This window comes from Janthinobacterium sp. EB271-G4-3-2 (assembly GCF_020858035.1).
Taxonomy (GTDB): domain Bacteria; phylum Pseudomonadota; class Gammaproteobacteria; order Burkholderiales; family Burkholderiaceae_D; genus Janthinobacterium; species Janthinobacterium aestuarii.
The window spans coordinates 81,574-106,535 of the sequence record NZ_JACYMG010000007.1; the positions used below are offsets into that span (position 1 = coordinate 81,574).

At 62.5% G+C, this 24,962-nt stretch carries 25 protein-coding genes; 8 read left to right on the forward strand and 17 right to left on the reverse strand.

All coding sequences use genetic code 11. The annotated features are described in order from the left end of the window. Nucleotides 1-9: 9 nt before the first annotated feature. Entirely contained in the window at nt 10-2,166 is a 2,157-nt protein-coding gene (locus IGS55_RS16100; protein ID WP_034749929.1) for a putative bifunctional diguanylate cyclase/phosphodiesterase, read from the reverse strand. A 165-nt stretch (nt 2,167-2,331) separates the two neighbouring features. Then, complete coding sequence (locus IGS55_RS16105) at nt 2,332-3,258, reverse strand: LysR family transcriptional regulator (RefSeq protein ID WP_230517991.1); 927 nt, start codon at nt 3,256-3,258, stop codon at nt 2,332-2,334. 167 nt (nt 3,259-3,425) lie between these two features. Here IGS55_RS16105 and IGS55_RS16110 point away from each other — a divergent pair, with 167 nt between their 5' ends. The 6 genes from IGS55_RS16110 to IGS55_RS16135 all read left to right on the forward strand — a co-directional run bounded on the left by IGS55_RS16110 (nt 3,426) and on the right by IGS55_RS16135 (nt 10,272). Further along, complete coding sequence (locus IGS55_RS16110; RefSeq protein ID WP_230517990.1) at nt 3,426-4,127, forward strand: pirin family protein; 702 nt, start codon at nt 3,426-3,428, stop codon at nt 4,125-4,127. Nucleotides 4,128-4,158: 31 nt separating this feature from the next. Further along, entirely contained in the window at nt 4,159-4,545 is a 387-nt protein-coding gene (locus IGS55_RS16115) for a DoxX family protein (protein ID WP_230517989.1), read from the forward strand. Between the two features lie 157 nt (nt 4,546-4,702). Then, complete coding sequence (locus tag IGS55_RS16120; protein WP_230517988.1) at nt 4,703-6,940, forward strand: PhoX family protein; 2,238 nt, start codon at nt 4,703-4,705, stop codon at nt 6,938-6,940. A 220-nt stretch (nt 6,941-7,160) separates the two neighbouring features. Then, entirely contained in the window at nt 7,161-7,814 is a 654-nt protein-coding gene (ribA, locus tag IGS55_RS16125; RefSeq protein WP_034749940.1) for a GTP cyclohydrolase II, read from the forward strand. Between the two features lie 89 nt (nt 7,815-7,903). Continuing rightward, the gene (locus IGS55_RS16130; RefSeq protein ID WP_230517987.1) at nt 7,904-9,295 is read left to right on the forward strand and encodes a S1 family peptidase; all 1,392 of its coding nucleotides are present in this window, start codon (nt 7,904-7,906) and stop codon (nt 9,293-9,295) included. Next, the gene (locus tag IGS55_RS16135) at nt 9,292-10,272 is read left to right on the forward strand and encodes an FHA domain-containing protein (RefSeq protein WP_230517986.1); all 981 of its coding nucleotides are present in this window, start codon (nt 9,292-9,294) and stop codon (nt 10,270-10,272) included. The genes IGS55_RS16130 and IGS55_RS16135 overlap by 4 nt, the downstream gene beginning before the upstream one ends. 85 nt (nt 10,273-10,357) lie before the next feature. On the opposite strand, the gene IGS55_RS16140 is transcribed toward IGS55_RS16135, so the two are convergent. Beyond that, nucleotides 10,358-11,014 (reverse strand): CCXG family PEP-CTERM protein, encoded by a 657-nt coding sequence (locus tag IGS55_RS16140; RefSeq protein WP_128142494.1) that lies wholly within the window; start codon nt 11,012-11,014, stop codon nt 10,358-10,360. Between the two features lie 514 nt (nt 11,015-11,528). Between IGS55_RS16140 and IGS55_RS16145 the strand changes: the two genes are divergently transcribed. Next, the gene (locus IGS55_RS16145; protein ID WP_128142493.1) at nt 11,529-11,867 is read left to right on the forward strand and encodes an MmcQ/YjbR family DNA-binding protein; all 339 of its coding nucleotides are present in this window, start codon (nt 11,529-11,531) and stop codon (nt 11,865-11,867) included. On the opposite strand, the gene IGS55_RS16150 is transcribed toward IGS55_RS16145, so the two are convergent. Then, nucleotides 11,868-12,488, reverse strand: a complete 621-nt coding sequence (locus tag IGS55_RS16150; RefSeq protein ID WP_230517985.1) for a TetR/AcrR family transcriptional regulator — start codon at nt 12,486-12,488, stop codon at nt 11,868-11,870. Nucleotides 12,489-12,578: 90 nt separating this feature from the next. On the opposite strand from IGS55_RS16150, the gene IGS55_RS16155 reads away from it, so the two are divergent. Beyond that, on the forward strand, nt 12,579-13,793 hold the full coding sequence (locus IGS55_RS16155; RefSeq protein ID WP_230517984.1) for an MFS transporter: 1,215 nt from the start codon (nt 12,579-12,581) through the stop codon (nt 13,791-13,793). Between the two features lie 4 nt (nt 13,794-13,797). Here the strand turns inward: IGS55_RS16155 and IGS55_RS16160 are convergent, their stop codons facing one another. From IGS55_RS16160 to nuoI, 13 genes are all read right to left on the reverse strand, one after another. Then, nucleotides 13,798-14,100 carry a hypothetical protein gene (locus IGS55_RS16160; protein WP_230517983.1) on the reverse strand — a complete coding sequence of 101 codons (303 nt, stop codon included), beginning with the start codon at nt 14,098-14,100 and terminating at the stop codon, nt 13,798-13,800. Between the two features lie 57 nt (nt 14,101-14,157). After that, nucleotides 14,158-15,321: a PQQ-dependent sugar dehydrogenase gene (locus tag IGS55_RS16165; protein WP_230517982.1), complete on the reverse strand. Its 1,164-nt coding sequence runs from the start codon at nt 15,319-15,321 to the stop codon at nt 14,158-14,160. Between the two features lie 36 nt (nt 15,322-15,357). Further along, nucleotides 15,358-15,858 (reverse strand): 2-C-methyl-D-erythritol 2,4-cyclodiphosphate synthase, encoded by a 501-nt coding sequence (ispF, locus tag IGS55_RS16170; RefSeq protein ID WP_230517981.1) that lies wholly within the window; start codon nt 15,856-15,858, stop codon nt 15,358-15,360. A 17-nt stretch (nt 15,859-15,875) separates the two neighbouring features. Further along, entirely contained in the window at nt 15,876-16,586 is a 711-nt protein-coding gene (gene ispD, locus IGS55_RS16175; protein ID WP_230517980.1) for a 2-C-methyl-D-erythritol 4-phosphate cytidylyltransferase, read from the reverse strand. A 12-nt stretch (nt 16,587-16,598) separates the two neighbouring features. Continuing rightward, entirely contained in the window at nt 16,599-17,294 is a 696-nt protein-coding gene (locus tag IGS55_RS16180) for a hypothetical protein (protein ID WP_230517979.1), read from the reverse strand. An 8-nt stretch (nt 17,295-17,302) separates the two neighbouring features. Then, nucleotides 17,303-17,875 carry an NUDIX domain-containing protein gene (locus IGS55_RS16185; protein WP_034749968.1) on the reverse strand — a complete coding sequence of 191 codons (573 nt, stop codon included), beginning with the start codon at nt 17,873-17,875 and terminating at the stop codon, nt 17,303-17,305. Between the two features lie 58 nt (nt 17,876-17,933). Further along, nucleotides 17,934-18,257, reverse strand: coding sequence for a DUF2818 family protein (locus tag IGS55_RS16190; protein ID WP_034749970.1), 324 nt, complete (start codon nt 18,255-18,257; stop codon nt 17,934-17,936). A 3-nt stretch (nt 18,258-18,260) separates the two neighbouring features. Further along, nucleotides 18,261-19,763 (reverse strand): NADH-quinone oxidoreductase subunit NuoN, encoded by a 1,503-nt coding sequence (gene nuoN / locus IGS55_RS16195; protein WP_230517978.1) that lies wholly within the window; start codon nt 19,761-19,763, stop codon nt 18,261-18,263. Between the two features lie 16 nt (nt 19,764-19,779). Beyond that, nucleotides 19,780-21,279: an NADH-quinone oxidoreductase subunit M gene (locus IGS55_RS16200; protein ID WP_230517977.1), complete on the reverse strand. Its 1,500-nt coding sequence runs from the start codon at nt 21,277-21,279 to the stop codon at nt 19,780-19,782. A 29-nt stretch (nt 21,280-21,308) separates the two neighbouring features. Beyond that, nucleotides 21,309-23,411 (reverse strand): NADH-quinone oxidoreductase subunit L, encoded by a 2,103-nt coding sequence (gene nuoL / locus IGS55_RS16205; protein ID WP_230517976.1) that lies wholly within the window; start codon nt 23,409-23,411, stop codon nt 21,309-21,311. A gap of 46 nt (nt 23,412-23,457) precedes the next feature. Then, nucleotides 23,458-23,766: an NADH-quinone oxidoreductase subunit NuoK gene (nuoK, locus tag IGS55_RS16210; RefSeq protein ID WP_010399724.1), complete on the reverse strand. Its 309-nt coding sequence runs from the start codon at nt 23,764-23,766 to the stop codon at nt 23,458-23,460. After that, on the reverse strand, nt 23,763-24,395 hold the full coding sequence (locus IGS55_RS16215) for an NADH-quinone oxidoreductase subunit J (RefSeq protein ID WP_034749981.1): 633 nt from the start codon (nt 24,393-24,395) through the stop codon (nt 23,763-23,765). Before IGS55_RS16215 ends, nuoK begins: the two co-directional genes overlap by 4 nt. Before the next feature lie 65 nt (nt 24,396-24,460). Then, entirely contained in the window at nt 24,461-24,949 is a 489-nt protein-coding gene (gene nuoI / locus IGS55_RS16220; RefSeq protein WP_010399726.1) for an NADH-quinone oxidoreductase subunit NuoI, read from the reverse strand. Between the last annotated feature and the right edge of the window lie 13 nt (nt 24,950-24,962).

The following is a 24,962-nucleotide window of genomic DNA, read 5'->3' on the forward strand; positions in this document are numbered from 1 at the left end:
GCTACGGCTTCAGACTGCCTCTTCCAGGCGCAATTGCCGGCCTTCATCGAGCATCAGCTCGAATTCGGCCGCCGGCACGGCCGGGCTGAACAGATAGCCTTGCAGCTGGTCGCAGCCGAGTTCGCGCAGGAAGCGCATCTGCTCGGCCGTTTCCACCCCTTCGGCGACGATTTCCTGGCGCAGCTGCTGCGCCATGGTGACGATGGCGCGGGCGATGGCGCAATCGTTTTCCTCGAACGGCAAGCCGATGACGAACGAGCGGTCGATCTTCAATGTGCTGATGGGGAATTTCTTCAGGTAAGCGAGGCTGGAATAGCCGGTGCCGAAGTCGTCCAGCGCCAGCGCCAGGCCCATGGCCACCAGCTGGTTCATGATGTCGATGACCTTGTCGGCACCGCGCATCAACAGGCTTTCCGTGATTTCCAGCATGATCTGGTCGGGCCGCACGCCGTAGCGCTCGAGCACGGCCGCTATGCGCGCCGGCAACTGCTCATCGAACTGGCGCGCCGACAGGTTGACGGCGATGGCCGGCATGTGCAGGCCCCGGTCTTCCCAGCTGCGGATCTGGCGGCATGCCTCGTCCAGCACCCAGGTGCCCAGCTCCAGAATCAAACTGGTTTCCTCGGCGACGGGGATGAAGACGCCGGGCGAGACCATGCCGCGCATCGGATGCTTCCAGCGCAGCAAGGCTTCCGCGCCCACGATGCGTCCGCTGGCCAGGCTCACTTTCGGCTGGTAATGCAATTCCAGTTCCTTGTCGCCCAGCGCCAGCCGCATTTCGCTTTCCAGGCGCAGATGTTCCTTGGCCCTGCGGTTCATGTCTTCGCGATAGAACAGGAAGGTCGATTCGATGGTCTGCCCCGCCTTGGACACGGCCACGTCGGCAAAGCGGAACAGGGCCGGCGCTTCCAGGCCGTCTTCCGGATACACAGTGATGCCGATGCTGGCGCCCACGTGCAGCGCGTGCGCATCGATATTGATCGGCGCCTCGAGCAGGTTGAGCAGCTTTTGCGCCACATTCGCCGCATGTTCGCGCTTTTCGATATGCAGCAGGGCCACGACGAACTTGCTGTTGTCGACGCGGGCCAGGATGTCCGCGTCGCGCAGGGCGCCACGGAACAGCTGGCCGATGGCGATCACCAGCTGGTCGCCCACTTCATGGCCCAGGGTGTCGCTGATGGAACCGATGCGGCTGATGTCGATGACCATCAGCGCGCCATGCGTGCCCTGGCGCTTCGCTTCGGCCAGGCCCTGGTCGACCAATTGATTGAGCAGGCAGCGGTTGGGCAAGCCCGTCAGGCTGTCGTAGTTGGCCATGCGCTGCATGCGCGCTTCGGCATCCTTGTGCACCGAGATATCGGAAAACAGGGAAAACACGTGGCTGATTTCGCCGAATTCGTCGCGCACGACGCTGATGGTGACGTCTTGCGGGAACAGTTCGCCATTCTTGCGCTTGCCGATGATTTCGCCGCGCCAGGAACCGTGTCCACGCATGGCGGCGCGCACCTTGGCGCGGAAATCGGGGTCGTGCACGCCCGAGCGCAGCAAATCCGGCGTGCGGCCGATGGCTTCGGCCGGCGAATAGCCGGTGATGCGGGAAAACGAGCTGTTGATCGAGACGATGCGCTCCTCAGCATCCGTGATCAGCACGGCTTGCTCGCTGTCTTCGATGATGCGCGCGTGCAACCTGACCTTGTCCACGTCGGACAGCGGCTCGCTCATGGCCGACAGGCGCACGGCCATGCCGCACGCCTTGCCCGCCTGGTCGTGGATCACGTGGCGGTGCATGCGCAGCCACGTCACCATGCCCGACTTCTTGCGCCGGCGCACATCGGTGGCCACGTCGCCCTGCATGAAATGCAGTTCCAGCACGCTCGCTTCGGCGTCGTCTTCCGGATACAAAAACAGGATGTGCTGGCCCAGCGCCTCGATTTCGGAATAGCCGAACATCTGTTCGGCGCCATGGTTCCAGCCGATCAAAAAGCCGTCGGGATCGATTTCCAGCAAGGCGTCGGGAGGCGCCACGCGCACCACGGGCCGGCTGGCGCCGCGCAGCCGTTCCAGCTCCTCCTCCAGCCGCGCCAACGTGGCGGCCTGCTGCGGCCCCGCCTGTTCACGGGCATCCTGGGCCAGGCGCAGGCACAGCGCGACCTTCGCCTCAAGCATGGCAACCCCGCTTGTGGGCCAGGTCAGGGGAAGGTATCGGGGGCGCTGCGGTGTGTGTAATCATCAAAATCCCACTGTGGGGCATGGAGGTCGGGCAAGAAATACGATTGCAATACTGCGAATATGGTAACTTAAAAATGTTGGCGTATGTCAACATTTTAAGACCTACGCCGAATGGCCCGGCAGATGCTGCGCCAGGCGGGCAAACACATCCGGTTCGCGCATGCGCGCCATCCACCAGCGCAATGCGGCGCCATCCTCGCCCACGCGCCAGGCCAAGTAAAACGTTTCCGACGGTTTCGGCTCTTCCACGGCCTTTTCCACCAGCAAGCCGCGCGCGATGGCGGCGCGCGCGCACGGTCCCGGCAGGAAGCCAAAGCCCAGCCCCAGCACCTGATAATCGAACTTGACCTGCATGTTCGGCACGCTCAAGGCATCTTGCCCCAGCACCAGACCCACGGTGCGCGGCGCCATCTGGCGCGCCGAATCGGCCACCACCACGGCCCGGTGCTGCTGCAGGTGGCCGCGCGACAAAGGTTCCCGCACCTGCGCCAGCGGGTGCGTTGGCGCCACGGCAAAGACGAAGTCGAGCATGCCGATCGGCTGCGCGATATAGCCGCCGCCCGCCGGCCCGTCCCCGGGCGCGCCCACGAGCAGGTCGGCGCGCCGGTCCAGCAACGCTTCCCACGTGCCCGACAGGGTGTCCTGCGACAGGCGCAGGCGCGTCTGCTGCGCCACGTCGTAAAAGGCGCGCACGTCGTCGGCCAGGGCCACGGCGGAAAACATGGAATCGATGCCGATGGACAATTCCGTTTCCCAGCCGGACGCCACCCTGCGCACGCGGTGCTCGAGGTCCTGCGCCGCCTTCAATAGATAACGGCCCTCTTTCAGCAATTCCTGGCCGGCCGCCGTCAGCATGACTTTCGGGCCATTGCGCTGGAATACTTGCACGCCCAGGTCGTCTTCCAGCTTGGCCACCGTATAGGAAATGGTGGACGGGACTTTATGCAACTCCTTGCCGGCGGACGAGAACGAGCCGCGGCGGTCGATGGCGTCAACGATTTGCAGGGCTTCCAGGCTCAGTCTTAACATTCGATTTTTTCGATCATAGGTCGCAAGATTTTCCGTTTTTCTTTCTCTGAACAGGGGCCTATACTTTGCTCATCGTACAGCGAAGGGCAGAAAAGAAGCCACGGCGTAACGCCAGGCGACGGTCCTTCGAAATTATCGCACATTAACCTTTAGAAACGGAGTCCACCATGTTACAGATTCGTCATAGCGAAGAACGCGGCGCAGCCAACCACGGCTGGCTCAATTCCCACCACAGCTTTTCCTTCGGCAGCTACCATGATCCCTTGCACATGGGCTTTGGCCCCTTGCTGGTGATCAATGAAGACCGGGTCACGCCTGGCCAGGGTTTCGGCACGCACGGCCACCGCGACATGGAAATCATTTCGTATGTGCTCGACGGCGCGCTGGAACACAAGGACAGCATGGGCACGGGCTCCGTCCTGCACTACGGCGATGTGCAGCGCATGAGCGCCGGCAGCGGCGTGCGCCACAGCGAGTTCAACCACTCGGCAACGGAGGGTTTGCACTTCCTGCAGATATGGATCCAGCCGAACGTGACGGGCATTGCCCCCAGCTATGAAGAGAAACACTTCACGCCGGAAAGCAAACGGGGCAAGCTGCGCCTGATCGCCTCCTCCGACGGCCGCCAGGGCTCCGTGCTGATCCACCAGAATGCGGCCATCTACGCCAGCATCCTGCAGGAAGGCGAACAGGCCGAACATGCGCTCGACGAAGGCCGCCTCGCCTATGTGCACCTGATCCGCGGCAGCCTGGTCGTCAACGGCACGCCGTTGAAAGCGGGCGATGCGCTGAAACTGACGCAGGAAACAGCCGTGACATTGACACAGGCAGAAGACGCTGAAGTGCTCGTCTTCGACCTGCCAAAATAATTAACAGACAAACATACAGAAAGAGAAAATCATGGAAAACAGAAGCAAGGTATTGCTGCCCCTCGGCCGTGCCGCCCTTGGCGTGCTGTTCTTTGTCTCGGGATTGCTGAAAATCGGCGGCTTTGCCGGTGTGGCCGGCTACATGGCCAGCGAGGGCTTACCAATCGCCAATATCTTGCTGGTGGGCGTGATCGTGCTGGAAGTGGGCGGCGGCCTGCTGCTGATCACGGGCTGGCAGGCGCGCTGGGCGGCGCTGGCCCTGGCGCTGTTCCTGATCCCCACCACCGTGATCTTCCACGCCTTCTGGAGCGCCGATGCGGCCCACTTCCAGGACCAGCTGACGAACTTCCTGAAGAACCTGTCCATCTTCGGCGGCATGCTCTTGCTGGTGGAACGCGGTTTTCGCCAGGCCAAGTAAGGCCAAGGCTGCCTGACCGGACGGGCCCGTCACCGACACGGCCCGCCCGGCCGGCAGCCTGTCACCGTTTTGTCATCAAGCTGACATGGCGCTGTCACATTCGCCAACTATCATGCGGTTGCCATTTAAATCACGCAACCACAGGACATCGCAGCCCATGAACAAGCCCAACGATCTGGCCATCAGCGCCACCGATCTGAACGACATTGACAGCAACGCGTCCCACGACAACCATTTCAACAGCATCCTGAACGCCCGCCTGAGCCGCCGCAACTGGCTGCGCGGCAGCGCCGTCACGGCCGCGACCGCCGTCATGGGGTCGATGGGCCTGTCCGCTTGCGGCGGCGGCAGCGATGCGGTCGCCGTCACGCCGACGCCGACGCCTGAAAAACTGCTGGCCTTCACGGCCGTGCCGAAAAGCCTGGCCGACGTCGTGTCGGTACCGGCCGGCTACACGGCCACGGCCCTGTATGCGCTGGGCGACTCGCTGCGCGCGGCCACGCCAGCGTACAAGAACGACGGCAGCGATACCGATTTCGACAACCGCGCCGGCGACCACCACGACGGCATGGAATACTACGGTCTGTCCGCCGCCGGCGCGCCGCTGGCGTCCGGCGCCGAACGCGGCTTGCTGGCGATGAACCACGAAGCGACCACGGACGAAAAACTGTCCTCGCACTTCCTGCACGTGAATGGCGGCACCACCTCGCTGCCCCGCCCTGCCGCCGAAGTCGACAAGGAAGTGGCCGTCCACGGCCTGAGCGTCGTGGAAGTCAGGAAGACGGGCAGCGCCTGGGCCACCGTCAACGATTCCGCGTTCAACCGCCGCGTCACGCCGCTGACGGACGTCGAGATCGCCGGTCCCGTGCGCGGCAACGCCCTCGTCGTCACCAAATATTCGCCGACCGGCACCAAGACGCGCGGCACCATCAACAATTGCGGCACGGGCAAGTCGCCTTGGGGCAGCTACCTGTCCGGCGAAGAAAACTGGGCCGGCTACTTCACGCGCTCGTCCACCGACAACGCGGCGCGCGGCGACAAATCCGTCGTGTCGCTGAACCGCTATGGCCGCAGCCAGGGCGGCGCCTCGCGCCACGGCTGGGAAACGGGCGGCAGCGACGACAAGTATGCGCGCTGGAATCTGAGCAAGATCGGCGCGTCGACCAACGGCAGCGACGACTACCGCAATGAGCTCAACGGCATGGGCTACATCGTCGAAATGGACCCGTACGACAAGACCAAAGCCATCCGCAAGCGCACGGCGCTGGGCCGCTACGCACACGAAAGCGCCGCCTTCAGCGTGCCGGCCGTGGGCCAGCAGCTGGCCGTCTACATGGGCGACGATTCGCGCAACGAATACATCTACAAATTCGTCACGACGGCCGTCTGGGCCGCCGCCGATGCCAATCCGCTTGATCGTATCGCCACCGGCGACAAATACCTCGATTCGGGCAAGCTGTATGTGGCCAAGCTGGCCGCCGACGGCACGGGCCAGTGGATCGAGCTGGCCATGTCGAACGCGCTGATCCAGGCCTACAGCGCCTACAAGTTCGCCGACCTGGCCGACGTGCTGGTCAACGCCCGCCTGGCGGCCGACGCCGTGGGGGCAACGAAGATGGACCGTCCGGAATGGTGCTCGGTCAACCCGGCCAATGGCGAGATCTACTACACGCTGACCAACAACTCGAACCGCACCGTCAATCCGAGCGGCTCGTCGCAACTGGCGCCGGACAGCGCCAACCCGCGCGCCTACACGGACATGAAGGGCAGCAGCGCGCAGAACGGCAATCCGAACGGCCACATCATCCGCTTCAAGGAAGGCACGGGCGCGGCCGCGGCCACCAGCTTTACGTGGGACGTCTACCTGTTTGGCGCCGAGAGCGGCGCCGATGCCAGCAAGATCAACCTGTCGAACCTGACGGCCGACCAGGATTTCTCGAGCCCTGACGGCCTGGCCTTCAGCCCGTACACGGGCATCTGCTGGATCCAGACGGACGATGGCGCGTACACGGATGTGACCAACTGCATGATGCTGGCGGCCATTCCCGGCAAGGTCGGCGACGGCGCCAAGTCCACGTTGAACTACGCGACGGCGGCCGGCGGCAACCTGGCGGTCGACACCTTCATCGGCAAGAAACCCACGGCCGACACGCTCAAGCGCTTCCTGGTGGGGCCGGTCGGCTCGGAAATCACGGGCATCAGCGAAACGCCTGACGGCAAGACCATGTTCATCAACATCCAGCATCCGGGCGAAAACACCTCGCTGGCGAACATCGGCGATCCGTCCAAGTATACGAGCCAATGGCCGGCCAACGCCGGCTATGGCGCCGGCAAGCGCCCCCGCTCGGCCACCATCGTGATCACCAAGAACGATGGCGGACGCATCGGCAGCTGATGTCCCGTGCCTGGCGGAGGCATCCGCCAGGCAAAGCCAGCAATTCACCTTGTAAAAGGAGGAAGTGCCCCTAAGTAAGGTTCATCACCAGACATTGCAACGACCGAATGGCAGCCAGGGAAAACGTTTCCCTGCTTTTTGGTATGATGGCAAGGCGCGCCGGCACCGGAGTGGTGTCGCGCGCCTTTTATTTTTGATAATTACTTATATGAGCACAACCATGCAAAGCGGCGCAGACATCCTGGCGACAGGCGAATTGGATTACACGACTTCCTGCGCACTGCCGACGCCGTGGGCCCAGTTCACCTTGCACGCCTTTGTCGAACATGCCACGGGCAAGGAACACCTGGCCATGGTGCTGGGCGATATCGGCAACGGCGAACCGGTGCTGGCGCGCGTGCATTCCGAGTGTCTGACGGGCGACGTGCTGTTTTCGCAGCGCTGCGACTGCGGCGCCCAGCTCGAGGGTGCCTTGAAACGCATCGCCGAGGAAGGCCGCGGCATCTTGCTGTACCTGCGCCAGGAAGGACGCGGCATCGGCCTGATCAACAAGATCCGCGCCTACCGCCTGCAGGAAGCGGGCGCCGACACGGTGCAGGCGAATGAACAGCTGGGCTTCAAGGCCGATGCGCGCAACTACACCCTGTGCAAACCCATGTTTGCGCAATTCGGCATCCACAGCCTGCGCTTGATGACGAACAACCCGCGCAAGATCGCCGCCATGGAAGCGCTGGGCATCACGGTGGCCGAACGGGTGCCGCTGCTGGTCAACCGCAACGCCTTCAACCAGCACTACCTGAATACCAAGCAAAGCAAGCTGGGCCACATGATGACGCCGGAAACGGCGCCGGCGCTGGAAGACGGCGCTCTGTAATTGCCGCACCGGCTTGCCGCTCCGGCTTGCCGGGCTGGCGCATGCGCCGGCCCTCGCCCGCCGCGCTCCTGCTCACGCACAAAGGATGCATGAAATTATCTGACTACGCCTTCCTGCTGGCCAGCCTGTGCGCTGCGGCGGGCGCACATGCGGCCCCGGCGCCTGCGCCAGCCGCGGCTACCGCCGCTTCGACTCCCCCGATCAAACCGCCGCCGGCCACCGCCGCGCCAGCCGCCACCGAACATGCGGCCCTGCCGCCGCCCTCGTCCGCCGCGCAAAAGCTGTACACGGCCGCGCGCGCCGACATCCTGCAAGTGCGCGTGCTGCTGAAAAACGGCCGCACGCAGTCGTCGGTCGGCTCGGGCTTCTTGATCGGCACGGGCGACCTGGTGGTGAGCAACTATCACGTGGTGTCCCAGTTCGCGCTCGACCCCGATACCTATGTGGGCGAATGGGTCGATACGAGCGGCCAGCGGGGCAATGTGGAATTGCTGGCCGTCGACGTGCTGCACGACCTGGCCGTGCTGCGCGTGAACCGCCACGGCACGGGGTTTTTCAAGATGCCGGAACCGCTGGCACCGCTGACCCAGGGCCAGTACCTGTATTCGATGGGCAATCCGCTGGACCTGGGCTTCGCCATTTCGGAAGGTTCGTACAACGGCGTCGTCACGCGCAGCTTCTACGACCAGCTGATGTTTACGGGACCGATCAATTCCGGCATGAGCGGCGGCCCCAGCGTCACCGCGAATGGCGACGTGGCCGGCGTGAACGTGTCGAAACGCCTCGATGGCGAACTCGTCAGTTTTCTCGTGCCGGCCCGCTATGCCCAGCAATTGCTGGCCAAGGTGGCGCAGCAAGGCAAGCCGCCGAAGGACTTCAAGCCGCTGGTGACGGCCCAGCTGCTGGCGCACCAGGAAGTCATGCTGGCGCGCCTGCTCGACACGCCCTTGAGCCTGAAAGCCATGGGCCCGTACCGCGTGCCCGTGCGCGAGTCCGACCAGATGCGCTGCTGGGGCCGCTCCAACGTCAAGTCCGACAAGCCCTACATGCTCGACAACACCAGCTGCGCCATGGAATCGGCCATCTTCATTTCCGGCGCCCTGCAGACGGGGCAAGTGTCGATGCGCCACGAATTCTTGCGCAGCAGCGAACTGGGCGCGCTGCGCTTTTCCGAGCTGGCCAGCGCCTCGTTCAAGAATGAAAGTTTCGGCAGCTACAAGAGCGTGAATCTGACGGGCCCGCAATGCACCGAACAGTTCGTCAAGAACAAGACGCTGCCCCTGCGCGCCGTCCTGTGCGTGCGCGCCTACCGCAAGTTTACCGGCCTGTACGACTTTGCCCTGCTGGCCGCCAGCACCGATGAGCCACTGATGAGCCTGCAAAGCCGCATCGACGCGCGCGGCGTGTCCTACGCCAACGGCATGCGCGTCACGCGCACCTTCCTCGAAGCGCTGTCGCGGGAAAGCAGCCGCAAGCCATGAAGCCGCCCTATTACCTTGAAATCCTCGCCGAGAATGGCGAAGTGCGGCGGCGCCAGCGGATCGAGTCCCTGCCGATCCGCATCGGCCGCGGCTACGGCAACGACTTCATCCTCGACGACCCGCATACGGCGGCCGAGCACGCCATTGTCGAGAACGACGGCGCAAACGGCCTGCTGCTGCGCGACCTGGGCAGCCAGAATGGCGTGATCCACCGGGGACAGCGGCAACCGCAAGTGGCCATGACCGGCAACAGCATCGTGCGCCTCGGCCACACGCGCCTGCGCGTGCGCGCCAGCGATCATCCGGTGGCGCCCGAACTGGGCGACACGACCCGGCACGACTGGGAAGGCTTGCGCCCCGCCGTCGCCGGCCTGGCCATGATCGGCGCCTCGGCCGCCTTCAGCAACTGGCTCAGCGATGCGGACGCCTTCGAGCCGATTTCCTACCTGATGATCGTCGCCTATGCGCTGGCCGGCGGCCTCGTGTGGGCGTCGGTCTGGGCCGTGGCAAACCGATTGTTCGGCCATGTGGCGCGCTTCGGCCGCCACCTGTTCATCATCGGCTGCGGCCTGCTGGCCATGGAAGTGTGGGAACTGGCCAGCAACGTGGCGGCGTATGCGCTGTCGCTGGAAGCGCTGACGCGCTACGGACGGCATATGTTCATCGTCATCGTGTGCGCCATGATCTACTACCATTTGTGCACGATCAAGCCGCAGCATCCACGCCGCTTCGGCCTCGTCGCCGTCGTGCTGGCCATTCTCGGCTCGACCCTGATCCTGCTGAGCAACCTGCAGGCCAGCGGCCGCCTGGCCGACGAGACCTACATGTCCGTGATCTACCCGCCGGCCTTGCGCCTGAGCCCGAATCACACGACGGACGCCTTCTTCCGCGAGGCGGCCAGCCTGCAGCGCGCCGTCGATGCCGAACGGGGCAAGGCGGCCAAGGGGGCCGACGAAGACGAAGACAGCGGAGATTGACAACGCGCATGCAAAAAACCCGCCGGGCCCTCACAGACCGGCGGGCTTTTTATTGTTGCTTGGAACTTGCGCTTAAAACTTGCGCTTAAAACTTCGCTTCCTGCTTGCGGCGCGCCGTAAAGCCCAGCAAGCCCAGGCCGATCAGCAGCATGGCGTAGGTGCTTGGCTCAGGAACGGCCGAGATCAAGCCGTCATTGGCGCCGAAGCTGGCGAAATTGTTGTTGCCCGCCTTGAACTGCACTTGCTGGCCGCCATCGCAGCAGCCTTCCAGGCCGTAGATGCTCAAGGTGTGGTTGCCGGCCGACAGGGAGCTCGAACCGCTGAGGAACTGGCTGCCATTGTTGTAGTTGCCTGCCCACCACATGTCGTTGCTCTTGAAGTCCAGCGCCACGCCGTCGAGGAACAGGGCGCCGCCCTTGCCGAAATCGACGCCGCTGCGGAAGCTCCAGGCGCCCGCGTCGGCCGCGCTGACGCCAAAGTTGATCACGGATTTGAAAGCGATGTTCGAGCCGCTGCCGAACAGGCCGCTGTTGCTGACGTTGTTGTAGCTGGCAATCGTCGTCGAGCCATAGCCGGCGCCTGGTGTGGCCACGGCGGCATTCACGACGGACTGGTAGTCGGCGGCGGAGCTTTGCGCGCTGGCGCCCGAATAGCCGGTGGACAAGGTGATGGTGCTGGCGTTCGCGTGGGCAAACACACCGACAGCGATCAGGGACAGGGCGATTTTAGGCAAGTTTTTCATGATGGTATCCAGTAAGTAAGTATTCAGTGGGCGCAGCAAGGGGCGCTGGAGCTGAATACACGCTGCATTGAGGCGTGTCGGCGTAGCGCTAGGGATTACGTGAATGAGCGGTCGGGGACGTGGCTTCCGCGAAACAGCGCGGACTTGCGGCGTGCCATGGCGGCACTGCAAGCGTCCTGGAAAGGGTTCGGGTTCCCGGGACAAGGCCAGACAATTGACGGGTCAGGTAAGACGATGAAGCTATTCTAGCTTAAATTCCCTGCAAGAAAAGTATTTTTCTTTTGATCATGAAAGATATTTTTCTGGCAAGTGCCCTTCCAGCGGCGGAAAAGCGCCATGCCCCACTCTGTCGCGACGACTATGCTCGGCGCGCGGCGTGTCGCGGCGGCACCACAGACCAGTCCGTCAGTGTCGCATCTTGCGCATTTCTTTTCGCATGCCGCTGCACCACGGGGCGAAACAGCATGGCAAAATGTAGTCACGCTGCTATCTGTCCGATGAGGGGGAAAGAGGAATGGTCGACCTGGAAGAACTACGCTATCTGGCACTGTCGTTTCCCGACACTACCGAGGAAGAACACCACGACCGTCCATCGTTCCGCGTGGGCGGGAAGATCTTCGCCACCCTGCCCGACGACGAGCACATCAACGTGCTGCTCGATGCGGAAGCGGCGCATATCGCCACCGTCATCACGCCATCGGGCTGCGAGAAACTGTGGTGGGGCGAACGCCTGGCCGGCATCACGGTGCGCCTGGCGGACGCCGAGCTCGACATGCTGGCCGCCGCCCTGACGGCCGCCTGGCGGCGCAAGGCGCCCAGCGACCTGGCCAAGACCATCGCCCCGACAGGATAGTTACATCGGCCAATTACGCAGCAGCAAGCCCACCATCTGCTGCAATTGCTCGCGCGAGACGCCGGCCGCCGCCTGGATGGCCATGCCCTGCGACAAGGTCACGACAAAGCGCGCCTGCTGCTCCGGGCAGGAATCGGGCGGCAAATCCCCCTCTTCCCTGGCGCGCCGCAAACGGTCGCGCAACTTGATTTCACCGCGCAGCCGGCGCGCGAACAATTCATCGCGGATCGGCAAGGCATCGTCGCTGCAGGCCAGTGCCGCATTGACGCCCATGCAGCCGTGCGGGCCGTCCGGCATGGTTTGCGCGTCGACATACTGCGTCAGCAACGCTTCCACCACCTGGCGCGCCGTCGGCTGCTCCAGTGCCGCATCGAAAAACCGCATGCGCGTGTCGCTGTAGCGTTCGAGCGCCTTGTGGAACAGCTGCTCCTTGTTGCCGAAGACGGCATACAGGCTGGGCCGGTTCATGCCCATGGCCTTCGTCAATTCCGGCAGGGAACTGCCTTCATAGCCCTTTTCCCAGAACACTTTCATGGCGCAATCGAGCGCCTCGTCCGCGTCAAACGTGCGTGGCCGTCCCGTTTTCGCCTTGCCTGTCTCAGCTGCTTTCTCTTGTTTCATACCGATCGGTAAAAAATTATGACGACGATGTTCGTTTCCAGATATTATATACCGACCGGTTAAAAACCTCCGGGCTTTTCAGGAACCTCTATGCACACACCTTCCAACACTTCCGGCGACGATACCACCGTGGCGCCGTGGCTGGCCGTCCTGTCGGTCGGCATCGGCGCCTTCGCCCTCGTCACCTCCGAATTCCTGCCCGTCGGCCTGCTGCCGGCCATGGCCGCCGAACTGGCCATCAGCAAGGGCCAGGCGGGGCTGATGATCACCACGCCTGGCATCGTTGCCGCGTTTGCCGCCATCTTCGTCACCGTCGGCTCGGGCCGCCTTGACCGCCGCATCGTGCTGCTGGCCCTCACCGCCCTGCTGATCGCCTCGAACCTGCTGGTGGCGCTGGCGCCCTCGTATACGTGGATACTGCTGGGCCGCGCCATGCTGGGCGTGGGCGTGGGCGGCTTCTGGGCCATCGGCAGCGCCATCGGGCCGCGCCTCGTGTCGCCGCAGCACGCGTCGCGCGCCATGTCCATCATCTTCGCCGGCGTCTCGCTGGGCACGGTGGCGGGCGTGCCGGCCGGCGCGCTGGTGGGCGAACTGGTGGGATGGCGAGTGGCTTTCGGTGCGGCCAGCGCCATTGCCGTGCTGGTCTTCATCGGCCAGCTCTTGCTGCTGCCCAAGCTGCCGCCGACGCAAGCCATCCGCTTGCGCCAGTTGCCGATGATTTTCGGCATCCGCAAAGCCAGGCTGGGCCTGATCGCCACGGCCCTGATCTTCACGGGCCAGTTCGCCGCCTATACGTATATCGCGCCCTTCCTCACGCAAGTGTCGCACCTGGCGGCCGGCACCGTCAGCGCCATGCTGCTCGTGTACGGCGCTTCAGGCTTCATCGGCAACCTGGTGGGCGGCTGGGCCGCCGGCCGCTACGAACGGGCCGCGCTGATGGTGACGGGCGCCGTACTGGGCTTGTCCACCCTGGCCCTGGCCGCGTTCGGCAGCCATTCGGTGACAGCCATGCTGCTCGTGGCCGTGTGGGGCTTCGGTTTCGGCGCCATGCCGATCGCCGTGCAAACGTGGATGTTCAAGGCGGCACCACATTTGATGGAAGGCAGCAGCGCGCTGTTTGTCGCCATCGTGCAAGTATCGCTGGCGTCGGGTGCGTTACTGGGCGGCATGGCCGTTGACCGGCTGGGCGTATCGAGCGCGATGGTGCTCGGTGGCCTGTTCGCCCTCGGCTGCGCCTTGACGATCGCGCTCTTCGGCAAACCGCAAGCCAGCGCCAAGGCTGGCGCGGCCTGCCCCGCGTCGTAAAAAATCAGATGCGGCCGCGGCGAAATTCGCCAAGGAATTTCGTCACTTCGGCCGGCGTCATCACGATGTCCGCATCACCGTGATACGCATACAGGAAAGGCGTGCCGCCCAGGCGGTCCGTCAGCTTGGCAAACAATAAAAAGCGGCTGCCCAGCGGATAGCGCTGCGGGTCGGCCAGGCGGCGCGAGCACTGCACGGCCAGCTCGGGCGAGAAAGCCTGCCCCGGCACGGGACGGATTTCCACCTTGCCATCGATGGCGCGCGATTCGACGGCAACGTGCCGGTATGCATAAGTATCACGGGCCATGCCGCCACCTTGAATGAAGTAAAGGCGCCATCTTAAGCGAAGTGGGCGCCTGGCGTGCTACCGCGGCACGATGCGCAGCAGGCGGCCATTGTCTTCATCGGTCAGTGCATACAGATAGCCGTCCGGCCCCTGGCGCACGTCGCGCACGCGCGCGCCGATGTCCAGGCGGTCCTGTCCCGTCACCTTGCCGCTGGCATCGACGGCGATGCGGCGGATATCCTTGGCCGCCAGGCCGCCGCTGAAGATGCTGCCGCGCCAGGCGGCAATCTTGTCGCCCGTGTAGACGGCCAGTCCCGACGGCGCCGGCGACGGCACCCAGGCCACGCTCGGATTGAGCATGCCCGGCACTTCGTGCTTGCCGACCGGTTCACGCGTCTTGTAGTCGGCGCCATAGCTTTGCAAAGGCCAGCCGTAGTTAGCGCCCGCCGTCACCAGGTTCAGCTCGTCGCCGCCGTACGGCCCGTGCTCCGTGGCCCACACGCGGCCGGAAACAGGATCGAGCGCCAGGCCCTGCACGTTGCGGTGGCCGTACGACCAGATTTCCGGCAAGGCCCCCTTGGCCGCCAGCGGATTGCCGGGCGCCGGTTTCCCGTCTTCCGTCAGGCGCAGGATGGAACCCTGGTGCGTGGACAGGTTTTGCGCCTGCTCGCGCGCCGGCCGGTCGCCGATGCGCAGCGGCGGATTGCCGCCATCGGCCACGCTCATCAGCAAAGTGCCATCCGGCAGCCACAGCAGGCGCGAACCGAAATGCTGGCCGCCGCTCTTGTCCGTGGCCACCTTGAACAGGGTCTGGATGCCCGTCACCTTCTTGCCATCGAACACGCCGCGCACCAGGGTCGTGCGGTTGGCATCATTGTTGCCCGTCGATAGCGTCATGTACACGCGGGGATTGGGCTTGCCAGCATCCTGCGGGTGGATGACGATATCGAGCAAGCCGCCCTGCCCGCCAGTAAACACCGTGGGCATGCCTTCCAGCGCCACGTCCTCGAACTTCTTGCCATTGAGCAGATGCAAGGTCCCCTGCTTGCTCGTGACGAGCGCGCGTCCCTCGCCCAGCCAGGCGATGCCCCACGGCTGGCGCACGCCCTGCGCGACGGTCTCGGCCTTCCAGCCCTGTTTGGCGGCGGGCGGCTCGCCCGTGGCCCGCAGTGCGGCCCAGGCCGATGGCGCGGCGGCCAATGCGAATGCAAGCAAGATGCTGGTACGGCGTCGCTGGAACATGCTCTCTCCTGTCAGTAGTCGATAATCGGTGGCGTATCAGGCCCGCAGCAGCAAGGCCACGGCTTCGGCCGCGATGCCCTCTTCCCGCCCCAGGTAACCGAGCTTTTCATTCGTCTTGGCCTTGATGTTGACCTGGCCGACAGCGACGCCCAGGTCGTCGGCCACGTTGGCGCACATGGCGGCGATGTGCGGCGCCATTTTCGGGCGCTGGGCAATGATGGTGGCGTCGACGTTGCCGATGATATAACCGGTGGCTTGCACGCGGCGCACGGCTTCGCGCAGCAGGGTGCGCGAATCGGCGCCCTTGAATTGCGCGTCCGTGTCGGGGAAATGGCGGCCGATGTCGCCCAGGGCGGCGGCGCCGAAGATGGCGTCCGTGATCGCGTGCAGCAGCACGTCCGCGTCGGAATGGCCGAGCAAGCCCAGGTGATGGGGAATCTTCACGCCGCCGATGATCAGGTCGCGGTTTTCCACCAGCGCGTGGCAATCATAGCCCTGGCCGATGCGAAATGGGAGGTCGGGTGTCGTTGTGTGCATGCGGGTCTCTCTGGAATTCAAGGATGGGCCAAGTACAACTCGGCCGTGTGTATGTCGCGCGGCAAGGTCACCTTCAGGTTGCGCGGGTGGCCTTCGACAAGCTTGGGCGCCAGGCCCAGCGCTTCGACGGCGCTCGCGTCGTCCGTGATCGCTTGCGGGTCGGGCGCTTCGGACAAGGCTTGGTGCAGCAAGGCATAGCTGAACATTTGCGGCGTCTGCGCCAGCCATAGATGGTCGCGCGGCACCGTCTGCGCCGACAGGCCGTCCTGCCCCGCCCGCTTGACGGTATCGACCACGGGCAAGGCCAGCAGCCCCCCGGCCGGATGCTCACCGACTTCGGTGATGAGCTTTGCGATCAGTGCCGGCGTCAGGCCGGGACGCGCCGCATCGTGCACCAGCACCTGGTCGTGGGCAGCGATGCTGCCGTGCATGGCGTGCATGGCGTGCAAGCCATTGAGGATGCTTTCCATGCGCGTGGCGCCGCCGCAGCGCAGCACAGTCACGCCGTGTTCCGGCACGACCATGTCGATCACGCCATCGTCGGCGCTGACGACGACATACGTATGCGCGATCAGGGGGCTGGCGAGAAAGGCGTCGAGCGCATGGCGCAGCATGGGTTTGCCGGCGATGGCTAAATATTGCTTGGGACTGCCCGCCTCCATGCGCGCGCCCACGCCCGCGGCGGGGATCAGCGCAAAGTAACGGATGGTGTTCGGTGCTGCTGTCATGCCATTCCTTGTCTAGTTGGCGGGCGCTGCCTTGCCCGCCAGGATGTTCTGGATTTCGCCTTTGCACGCCTTGCCCAGGCGCGCATATTCTTGCGGAGAATCGATGGCCGCCTGCAAGGTTTCCACCTTGCGCATTTCGGCCTTAATGTAGGGCAACCAGCCCGTGTCGATCTCGCGCGCCAGCGCCGCCTTGGCCGTGCCGCTGGGCGCATACAGGGGCCGCGCCTCGAAGCGTTTGGCCAGCGCCGCGCGCACGGTCTTTTCCACGCGCGGCAAGTGTTCCATATAGGTTTTCATGTGCCGCAGCTCGTGCGCGAGTATCTCATCATACGCGCAAGTGCCGGGGGCAAATTCGCGGCCGATATAGATCACGACGGGCGCATACGTGAGGGTCACGGTAATCTGCGGCGCCACGCATTCATAGCCGCTGGCCGGATCTTGCAGCATGGGGCCGGCCAGGGCGATGGCCACGCGCGAATCCGTCTTCGTCAAGCCCAGCACCCAGGTGTTGGCGCGCGCCATGCCCTTCATCACCGTCAGGGCCTTGTACGGCAGATGCGTGTCGATGCTGTAGCCATTCTGCTGCGCCGTCAGCACGGACACCGTCTTGCTGATCGTGTCTTCGCAGCGCACCTGGAACGGCGTGCGCGCGGCCGCCAGCGTGTCCAGGCTGGCGGCCGCCAGCAGCAGGAAGATTGCCGTGCGCATGCGCTGTATCAGGCCGGTTGCCACACGCCGCTGGTGATCTTGTCGAGCCAGAAGATGCCGATGACGGTTTTCACGTCCGTGATCGTGCCATCCTTGACCCAGTCGAGCAGCTGCGGCACCGTGGCCGTAAATGTCTCGAGGAATTCGCCTTCATCGAGCTGGCGTTCACCGGCCACGAGTCCGCGCGCCAAAAACAGTTCCAGATGTTCATCGGAATACGCAATGGCGTTATGGATGGTGGAGACGAATTGCCAGTCGCTGGCCGTGTAGCCCGTCTCTTCCAGCAACTCGCGCTGAGCGCAAGCCAGGTGCGATTCGCCCGCGTCGATCTTACCGGCCGGGAATTCAATGAAGACCCGGTCCAGCGGATAGCGGTACTGGCGTTCCATCAGCACCGTGCCATCGTCGAGCAGCGGCAAGATGACGACGGCACCCGGATGCAGAACGAATTCGCGCGCCGTGATCTTGCCGTCCGGCAGGGCAACACGGTCGCGCTGCACGCGCAGGAAGCCGCCTTGGTAGACGAGCTCGCCATCGACCTTGGTTTCAATCAATTGCGTATCAGTGGCTTGGGTATCCATGGAATTCCTTTATTCAATAAAAAAACGGCGCCAGAGGCGCCGCTTTCGGTCGTTGTTGCTAACGGCGTTTGCGCAGGTAACGCCCGACAAAGCCCGGGAAAGCCAGCACCAGGAACAGACAGCCGGTGATGGCATAGAACTCCCACGTCTGCGGGAAACCGTTGCCGATGCGCGCTTCGAGCGCGAACGCCACGGCGCCGACGATGAAGTACAGAATCACCATCTCCAGCAGGCGCAGCGCCAGCGGCTTGCGCCAGCCCTGCTCCGCTTGCGCCGCCTTTTTCAGGGGCACGGCGGCAAACAGTTTTTCGTTCAAGAAAGGCAGGTTGGCGCCCAGGATGCCCAGGGCGATCACCAGCCAGCTCGAGACGGTGACATCCATCGGTCAGGACGCCAGGGTCTTGGTGATGGCCGAAGCGCAGGCCGCCAGGATGCTGTTAGGCATGACGCCCAGCGCCAGAACGAACACGCCGTTCAGGGCCAGCACGACGCGCATGTCGCCATGCACGACCAGCGCATTGCTGTCGGTCGGCTCGTCGAACCACATCATTTTCACGACGCGCAGGTAGTAGAAGGCGCCGATCAGCGAGAACAGCACGGCGGCGATGGTCAGCCACAGCTGGCCCGTGGCCAGCACGGAGGCCAGCACCGAGTACTTGGCCATGAAGCCCATCAGCGGCGGCACGCCGGCCAGCGAGAACATGAACAAGGTCATCACCAGCGCGAAGATCGGGCTGCGTTTGCCCAGGCCCTTGAAGTCGGCCAGTTCTTCTGCTTCGAAACCATTACGTGCCAACAACATGATCACGCCAAAGGTACCCAGGGTGGTGAACACGTAGGTGATGACGTAGTACATCGAAGCGCCGTAGGCGGTGGCTGCGCCAGCCGCGTTCAGCGTGTTGTTCGGCGCGTCGACGGTGCCCGACAGCAAGCCCAGCAGGACGAAGCCCATTTGTGCGATGGTCGAGTACGCCAACATGCGCTTCAGATTCGTTTGCGCGATGGCGGTGAAGTTACCGATGGCCAGCGACATCACGGCCAGCACCAGCAGCATTTGCTGCCAGTCATGCGCCATCGGCAGCAAGCCCTCGCCCAGCAAGCGCAGGGTGATGGCAAACGCGGCCAGTTTCGGCGCGCCGCCCAGCAGCAAGGTCACGGCCGTTGGCGAACCTTGATACACGTCAGGCACCCACATGTGGAATGGCACGACACCCAGTTTGAAGGCCAGGCCGGCTACGAGGAACACCAGGCCGAAGACCATGATGGTGCCGTTGGTCTTGCTGTTTTCCAGCGCCACGCGCAGTTCGCCCAGGTCCAGGGTGCCGGACGCGCCGTACAGCATCGAGATACCGTACAACATGAAACCGGAAGCCAGCGCGCCCAGGATGAAGTATTTCATGGCCGCTTCCGTGGCCTTGGCATTGTCACGGCGCAAAGCGATCAGCGCGTACAGCGACAGCGACATCAGTTCCAGACCCAGGTAGATGATCAGGAAGTTGTTGGCCGAGATCATGATCATCTGGCCCAGCAGTGCAAACAGGGCCAACACGTAGAACTCGCCGCCCAGGTTGCCCGACAGCATGTTGCGGTCGGTGGCATAGGCACGCGAGTAGATCAGGGTCAGCGCCACGGCGCCGTACGAGAACAGTTTCAGCAGCTGCGACATCGGGTCCGACACGAACATGTTATGGAACGTGTAGACGGTGGTGCCCGCGTTGAAGTCGCCCACGGTCAGCAAGGCGCAGCCTGCCAAGGTCAGCAGGGACAGCGCATAGGTGATCGAACGCTTCGCCGCAGGCAAGAACATATCGATCAGCAAGAGCGCCGACGTGGCGATCAGCAGAAAGATTTCCGCGTACAGCGGTACCAGATTAGGTGCATTAGTCATGTTATCGGTCTTCTATTTAAGGCAACTTGCTGATGGCGACATGCTGCAGCAGGTCGGCAACCGAAGTTTGCATCGTGTCGGTGAACGGGGCTGGGTACAGACCCATCACGAGCACGGCGATGGCCAGCACAGCAAGCATGAAGAATTCACGTTTGTTGATGTCGGTCAATTCGGCCACGTGCTTGTTCTTGATCTTGCCGAACACCACGCGCTTGGCCATCCACAGCGAGTACGCCGCGCCCCAGATCAGTGCCGTTGCAGCCAGCAGGCCGATCCAGAAGTTGTATTGCACCGCGCCCAGGATCACCATGAACTCGCCGACGAAGCCGGACGTCGCTGGCAGACCGCAGTTGGCCATCGAAAACAGCACGAAGAAGGCGGCAAATTTCGGCATGCGGTTCACGACGCCGCCGTAGTCGGCGATGTTGCGGGTATGCATGCGGTCATACAGCACGCCGATGCACAGGAACATCGCGCCGGAGATGAAGCCGTGCGAGACCATCTGCACGATACCGCCCTGCACCGAGATGTCGTTGAACATGAAGAAGCCCAGGGTAACAAAACCCATGTGCGCGATCGACGAATAGGCGACCAGTTTTTTCATGTCGGTTTGCACCAGGGCAACCAGACCGATGTAGATGACGGCGATCAGCGACAAGGCGATCATGAAGCCCGACAGGTAGTGGCTGGCGTCCGGCGTGATCGGCAGCGAAAAGCGGAGAAAACCATATGCGCCCAGTTTCAGCATGATAGCGGCCAGCACGGCGGAACCGCCCGTAGGCGCTTCCACGTGGACGTCCGGCAACCACGTATGCACGGGGAACATCGGCACCTTGACGGCAAACGCCATCAGGAAGGCCAGGAAGATGAAGATCTGTTCGTTCATCGTCAGCTTGAACGCGTGCCAGGCCAGGATGTCGAAGGTGCCCGACACATTGCGCAGGTAGATGATGGCAACCAGGGTCAGCAGCGAACCGAAGAAGGTGTACAGGAAGAACTTGAACGACGCGTACACGCGGTTCGAACCGCCCCAGATACCGATGATGATGAACATCGGAATCAGGGTTGCTTCAAAGAAGAAGTAGAACAGCAAGCCGTCCAGCGCGCAGAACACGCCGATCATCAGGCCCGACAGGATCAAAAACGAGCCCATGTACTGGGCGATGCGCTTCTCGATCACTTGCCAAGCCGAAATGACGACGATGACCGTGATGAAAGCCGTCAGTGGCACGAACCACAGGGACAGGCCGTCGATACCCAGCGAGTACCAGATATTGAAGGTTTCAATCCACGGTGCTTTTTCGACGAATTGCATGCCGTGTGCGGCGTTGTCGAAATGCTGGATCAGCGGCAAGGTGCACAGCATGCTGAGCACGGCGCCAGCCAGCGACAGCCAGCGGGTAAAGCCCGCTTTGCTGTCACGGCCGAGAGCCAGGATCAGGACGCCGCAAATGATCGGCACCCAGATCGACAGACTCAGGTAAGGAGGTAATGTAGAAATCGTAGACTGCATCATGGTTCTCAGTATTCTTTTATCAGGTCAGCTTACTTAGCGGGCCAGAATGGCAGGAAATAGATCAGGAAGCCCAGCACGCCCAGGATCATCACGAATGCATAGTGATAGATGTAGCCGGTCTGCAGCACTCGCGACAGCGAGGACAGCCAGGCGACGACCTTGGCGCTGCCATTGACGACGAAACCGTCGATCAGCTTCTTGTCACCGAAGTTCCACAGGCCATTACCCAGCAAGCGGGCACCGCCGGCGAACACGACTTCATTGAACTTGTCCATGTAGTACTTGTTGTCCAGCAGGGTGTGGATCGCGTGGAACTTGGCAAAGAACCAGGCCGGTACACGCGGGTTGACCATGTAGCAGTAGTAGGCTGCCACCACGCCGGACAATGCCAGCCAGAACGGTGCCGTCGACAGGCCGTGGATCGCCATCGCCATTGCGCCGTGGAATTCATGCGACAACTCTTCCATTGCTGGATGGTTTTCGCCCACAAAAATCACGCCCTTGAAGAAATCGCCATGCAGCATCGGGCCGATCGTCAGGTAACCGATGATCAAGGAAGGGATCGCCAGCATCACCAGCGGGAACCAGACGACGAACGGCGATTCATGCGGCTTCTGGCCAGGTTCCAGACCATGGTGGCCGTGGTCGTCTTCCTCTTCTTCATGGCCATGGTCATCATGGGCATCGCCGTGCGCGCCATGGGCCGCTTTCGGTGCGTGATGGTCGTCATGACCGTGCGCATGCGCCTGGCCGAAACGTTCCTTGCCGTGGAAAACGAGGAAGTACATGCGGAACGAGTAGAAGGCGGTGACGAACACGCCAGCCAGCACGGCGAACTGGGCAAAGCCAGCGCCCCAGATGTGCGTCGCTTCGACGGCTTCGATGATGCTGTCTTTCGAGTAGAAACCGGAGAACAGCGGCGTGCCGATCAGGGCCAGCGAACCGATCAGGGAAGTGATCCACGTGATCGGCATGTACTTGCGCAGGCCGCCCATGTTGCGGATGTCTTGATCGTGGTGCATGCCGATGATGACGGAACCGGCGCCCAGGAACAGCAGTGCCTTGAAGAATGCGTGCGTCATCAGGTGGAACACCGCCACCGAGTATGCGGACGAACCGAGCGCCACGGTCATGTAGCCGAGCTGCGACAGGGTCGAGTAAGCAACGACGCGCTTGATGTCGTTCTGGATGATGCCCAGGAAGCCCATGAACAGCGCCGTGATGGAGCCGATCACGAGGATGAAGGACAGTGCCGTGTCGGACAGTTCGAACAGCGGCGACATGCGCGAAACCATGAAGATACCGGCCGTCACCATCGTCGCGGCGTGAATCAGTGCCGAGATCGGGGTAGGACCTTCCATCGAGTCAGGCAGCCACACGTGCAGCGGGAACTGCGCCGATTTGCCCATCGCGCCGATGAACAGGCAGATGCAGGCTACGGTCAGCAGGGCCCAGTCGGTACCCGGCAGGGAGAGCAGCGCCAGTTCGTCTTTCTTGGCGAACACTTCCTGGTAGTTCATGGTGCCGGCGTAAGCCAGCAGCAGGCCGATACCGAGGATGAAACCGAAGTCGCCCACGCGGTTGACAAGGAAAGCCTTCATGTTGGCCACGATGGCCGTCGGACGCTGGTACCAGAAACCGATCAAGAGGTAAGAGACCAGACCCACGGCTTCCCAACCGAAGAACAGTTGCAGGAAGTTGTTGGCCATGACCAGCATCAGCATCGAGAACGTGAACAGCGAGATGTAGGCGAAGAAGCGGTTGTAGCCTTCGTCGTCCTTCATGTAGCCGATCGTGTAGATGTGCACCATCAGCGAGACGAAGGTGACCACGCACATCATCATCGCCGACAGCGAATCGATCTGGAAGCCCACTTCCATCTTCAGGGTGCCGATCGTCATCCAGTTATAGATCGTGCCATTGAATGTCGCGCCATCCATCACTGCCAGCAGTGTCTGCACGGACAGGATGAACGCAATCAGTACGCCCAGGATCGTCGCGGTATGCGACGTCTTGCGTCCGACCAAATTACCCAGGAACTGGGTGCCAAGCAAGCCTGCAATCGCGGCACCGGCCAGCGGCGCCAGCGGTACGGCAAGAAGGAGGTTAGGGTTGAGGAGTTGCCCCGCCATGATGAACCTTAATCGTTATTATTCGAGAGATCGAGTCTGAAAAACATCAGCCTTTGAGGCTGTCCAGGTCTTCGACGTTGATGGTATCCAGATTACGGAACATCACCACCAGAATAGCCAGACCGATAGCCGACTCAGCGGCGGCAACCGTCAGGATGAAGAAAACGAAGATCTGACCGGCCGCGTCGCCCATGAAATGGGAGAACGCGATGAAATTCATATTCACCGCCAGCAACATCAATTCGATTGCCATCAGCAATACGATGATGTTCTTGCGGTTCAGGAAAATACCGACGATCGAGATTGCGAACAGGATCGCGCCCAGGACCAAAAAATGTGTGAGCGATAATGTCATGGTGCCTCCTTAACTTCCGGCTCAGCCGCAGGACGCTCGACTACCGCGTCCATCTTGATGATCTTCAGGCGGTCGTTGCGCTTGACGCGCACGGCATCGCCCGGAGCAAAGTGCTTGGTGTCCTTGCGTTTGCGCAGGGTCAGCGCGACCGCGGCAACGATGGCCACCAGCAGCACGACGGCGGCGATCTCGAAGGCGAACACATATTCCGTGTAGATCAGCAGGCCCAGTTCCTTGGTGCCGCCCAGGTTGACGTTGACCGGCGCGATGCTAGGCGCAAAGTTGCGGAAACCGTGCCACAGGACAGCGGCCATTTCCAGCACGATGATCACGCCCACCGTCACCGACAAAGGCAGGTAGCCCCAGAAGCCTTCGCGCATGCGGTCGATATTGATATCGAGCATCATGACCACGAAGAGGAACAGCACCATCACGGCGCCGACGTACACCAATACCAGCACGATGGCCAGGAATTCAGCTTGCAGCAGCATCCAGATGCCCGCTGCGGAAAAGAAGGACAGTACCAGGAACAGTACTGCGTGGACCGGATTACGGGCCGTGATGACGCGCGTCGCTGCCAGAATCAAGATCAGCGCGAAGGCGTAAAACAAAATTGTTTTAAAGTCCATAAAAAACCCAATAGACGTACAGATGAACGAGGGGCGCGCCGCAGCCAGTGGCTACGGCGCATCCATCAGCGATAAGGTGCGTCGGCGGCGCGCGCAGCGGCGATGTCATTTTCATAACGATCACCCACGGCCAGCAACATCTCTTTCGTGTAATACAAATCCCCGCGTTTCTCGCCGTGGTATTCCAGGATTTGCGTCTCGACGATCGAATCGACCGGGCAGGACTCTTCGCAGAAACCGCAGAAGATGCACTTGGTCAAATCAATATCGTAACGCGTGGTGCGGCGCGAACCGTCGTCACGCTGTTCCGATTCGATCGTGATGGCCATCGCCGGGCAAACCGCTTCGCACAGTTTGCAGGCGATGCAACGTTCCTCGCCGTTCGGGTAGCGGCGCAGCGCGTGCAAGCCACGGAAACGCGGCGAGATCGGTGTCTTCTCTTCCGGGAATTGCACCGTGATCTTGCGCGAAAACATGTACTTGCCTGTCAACGCCATGCCCTTGATCAGCTCGCCTAACAAGAGGCTGCTGAAGAAATCTTTTACCTTATCCATTCGTATGCACTCT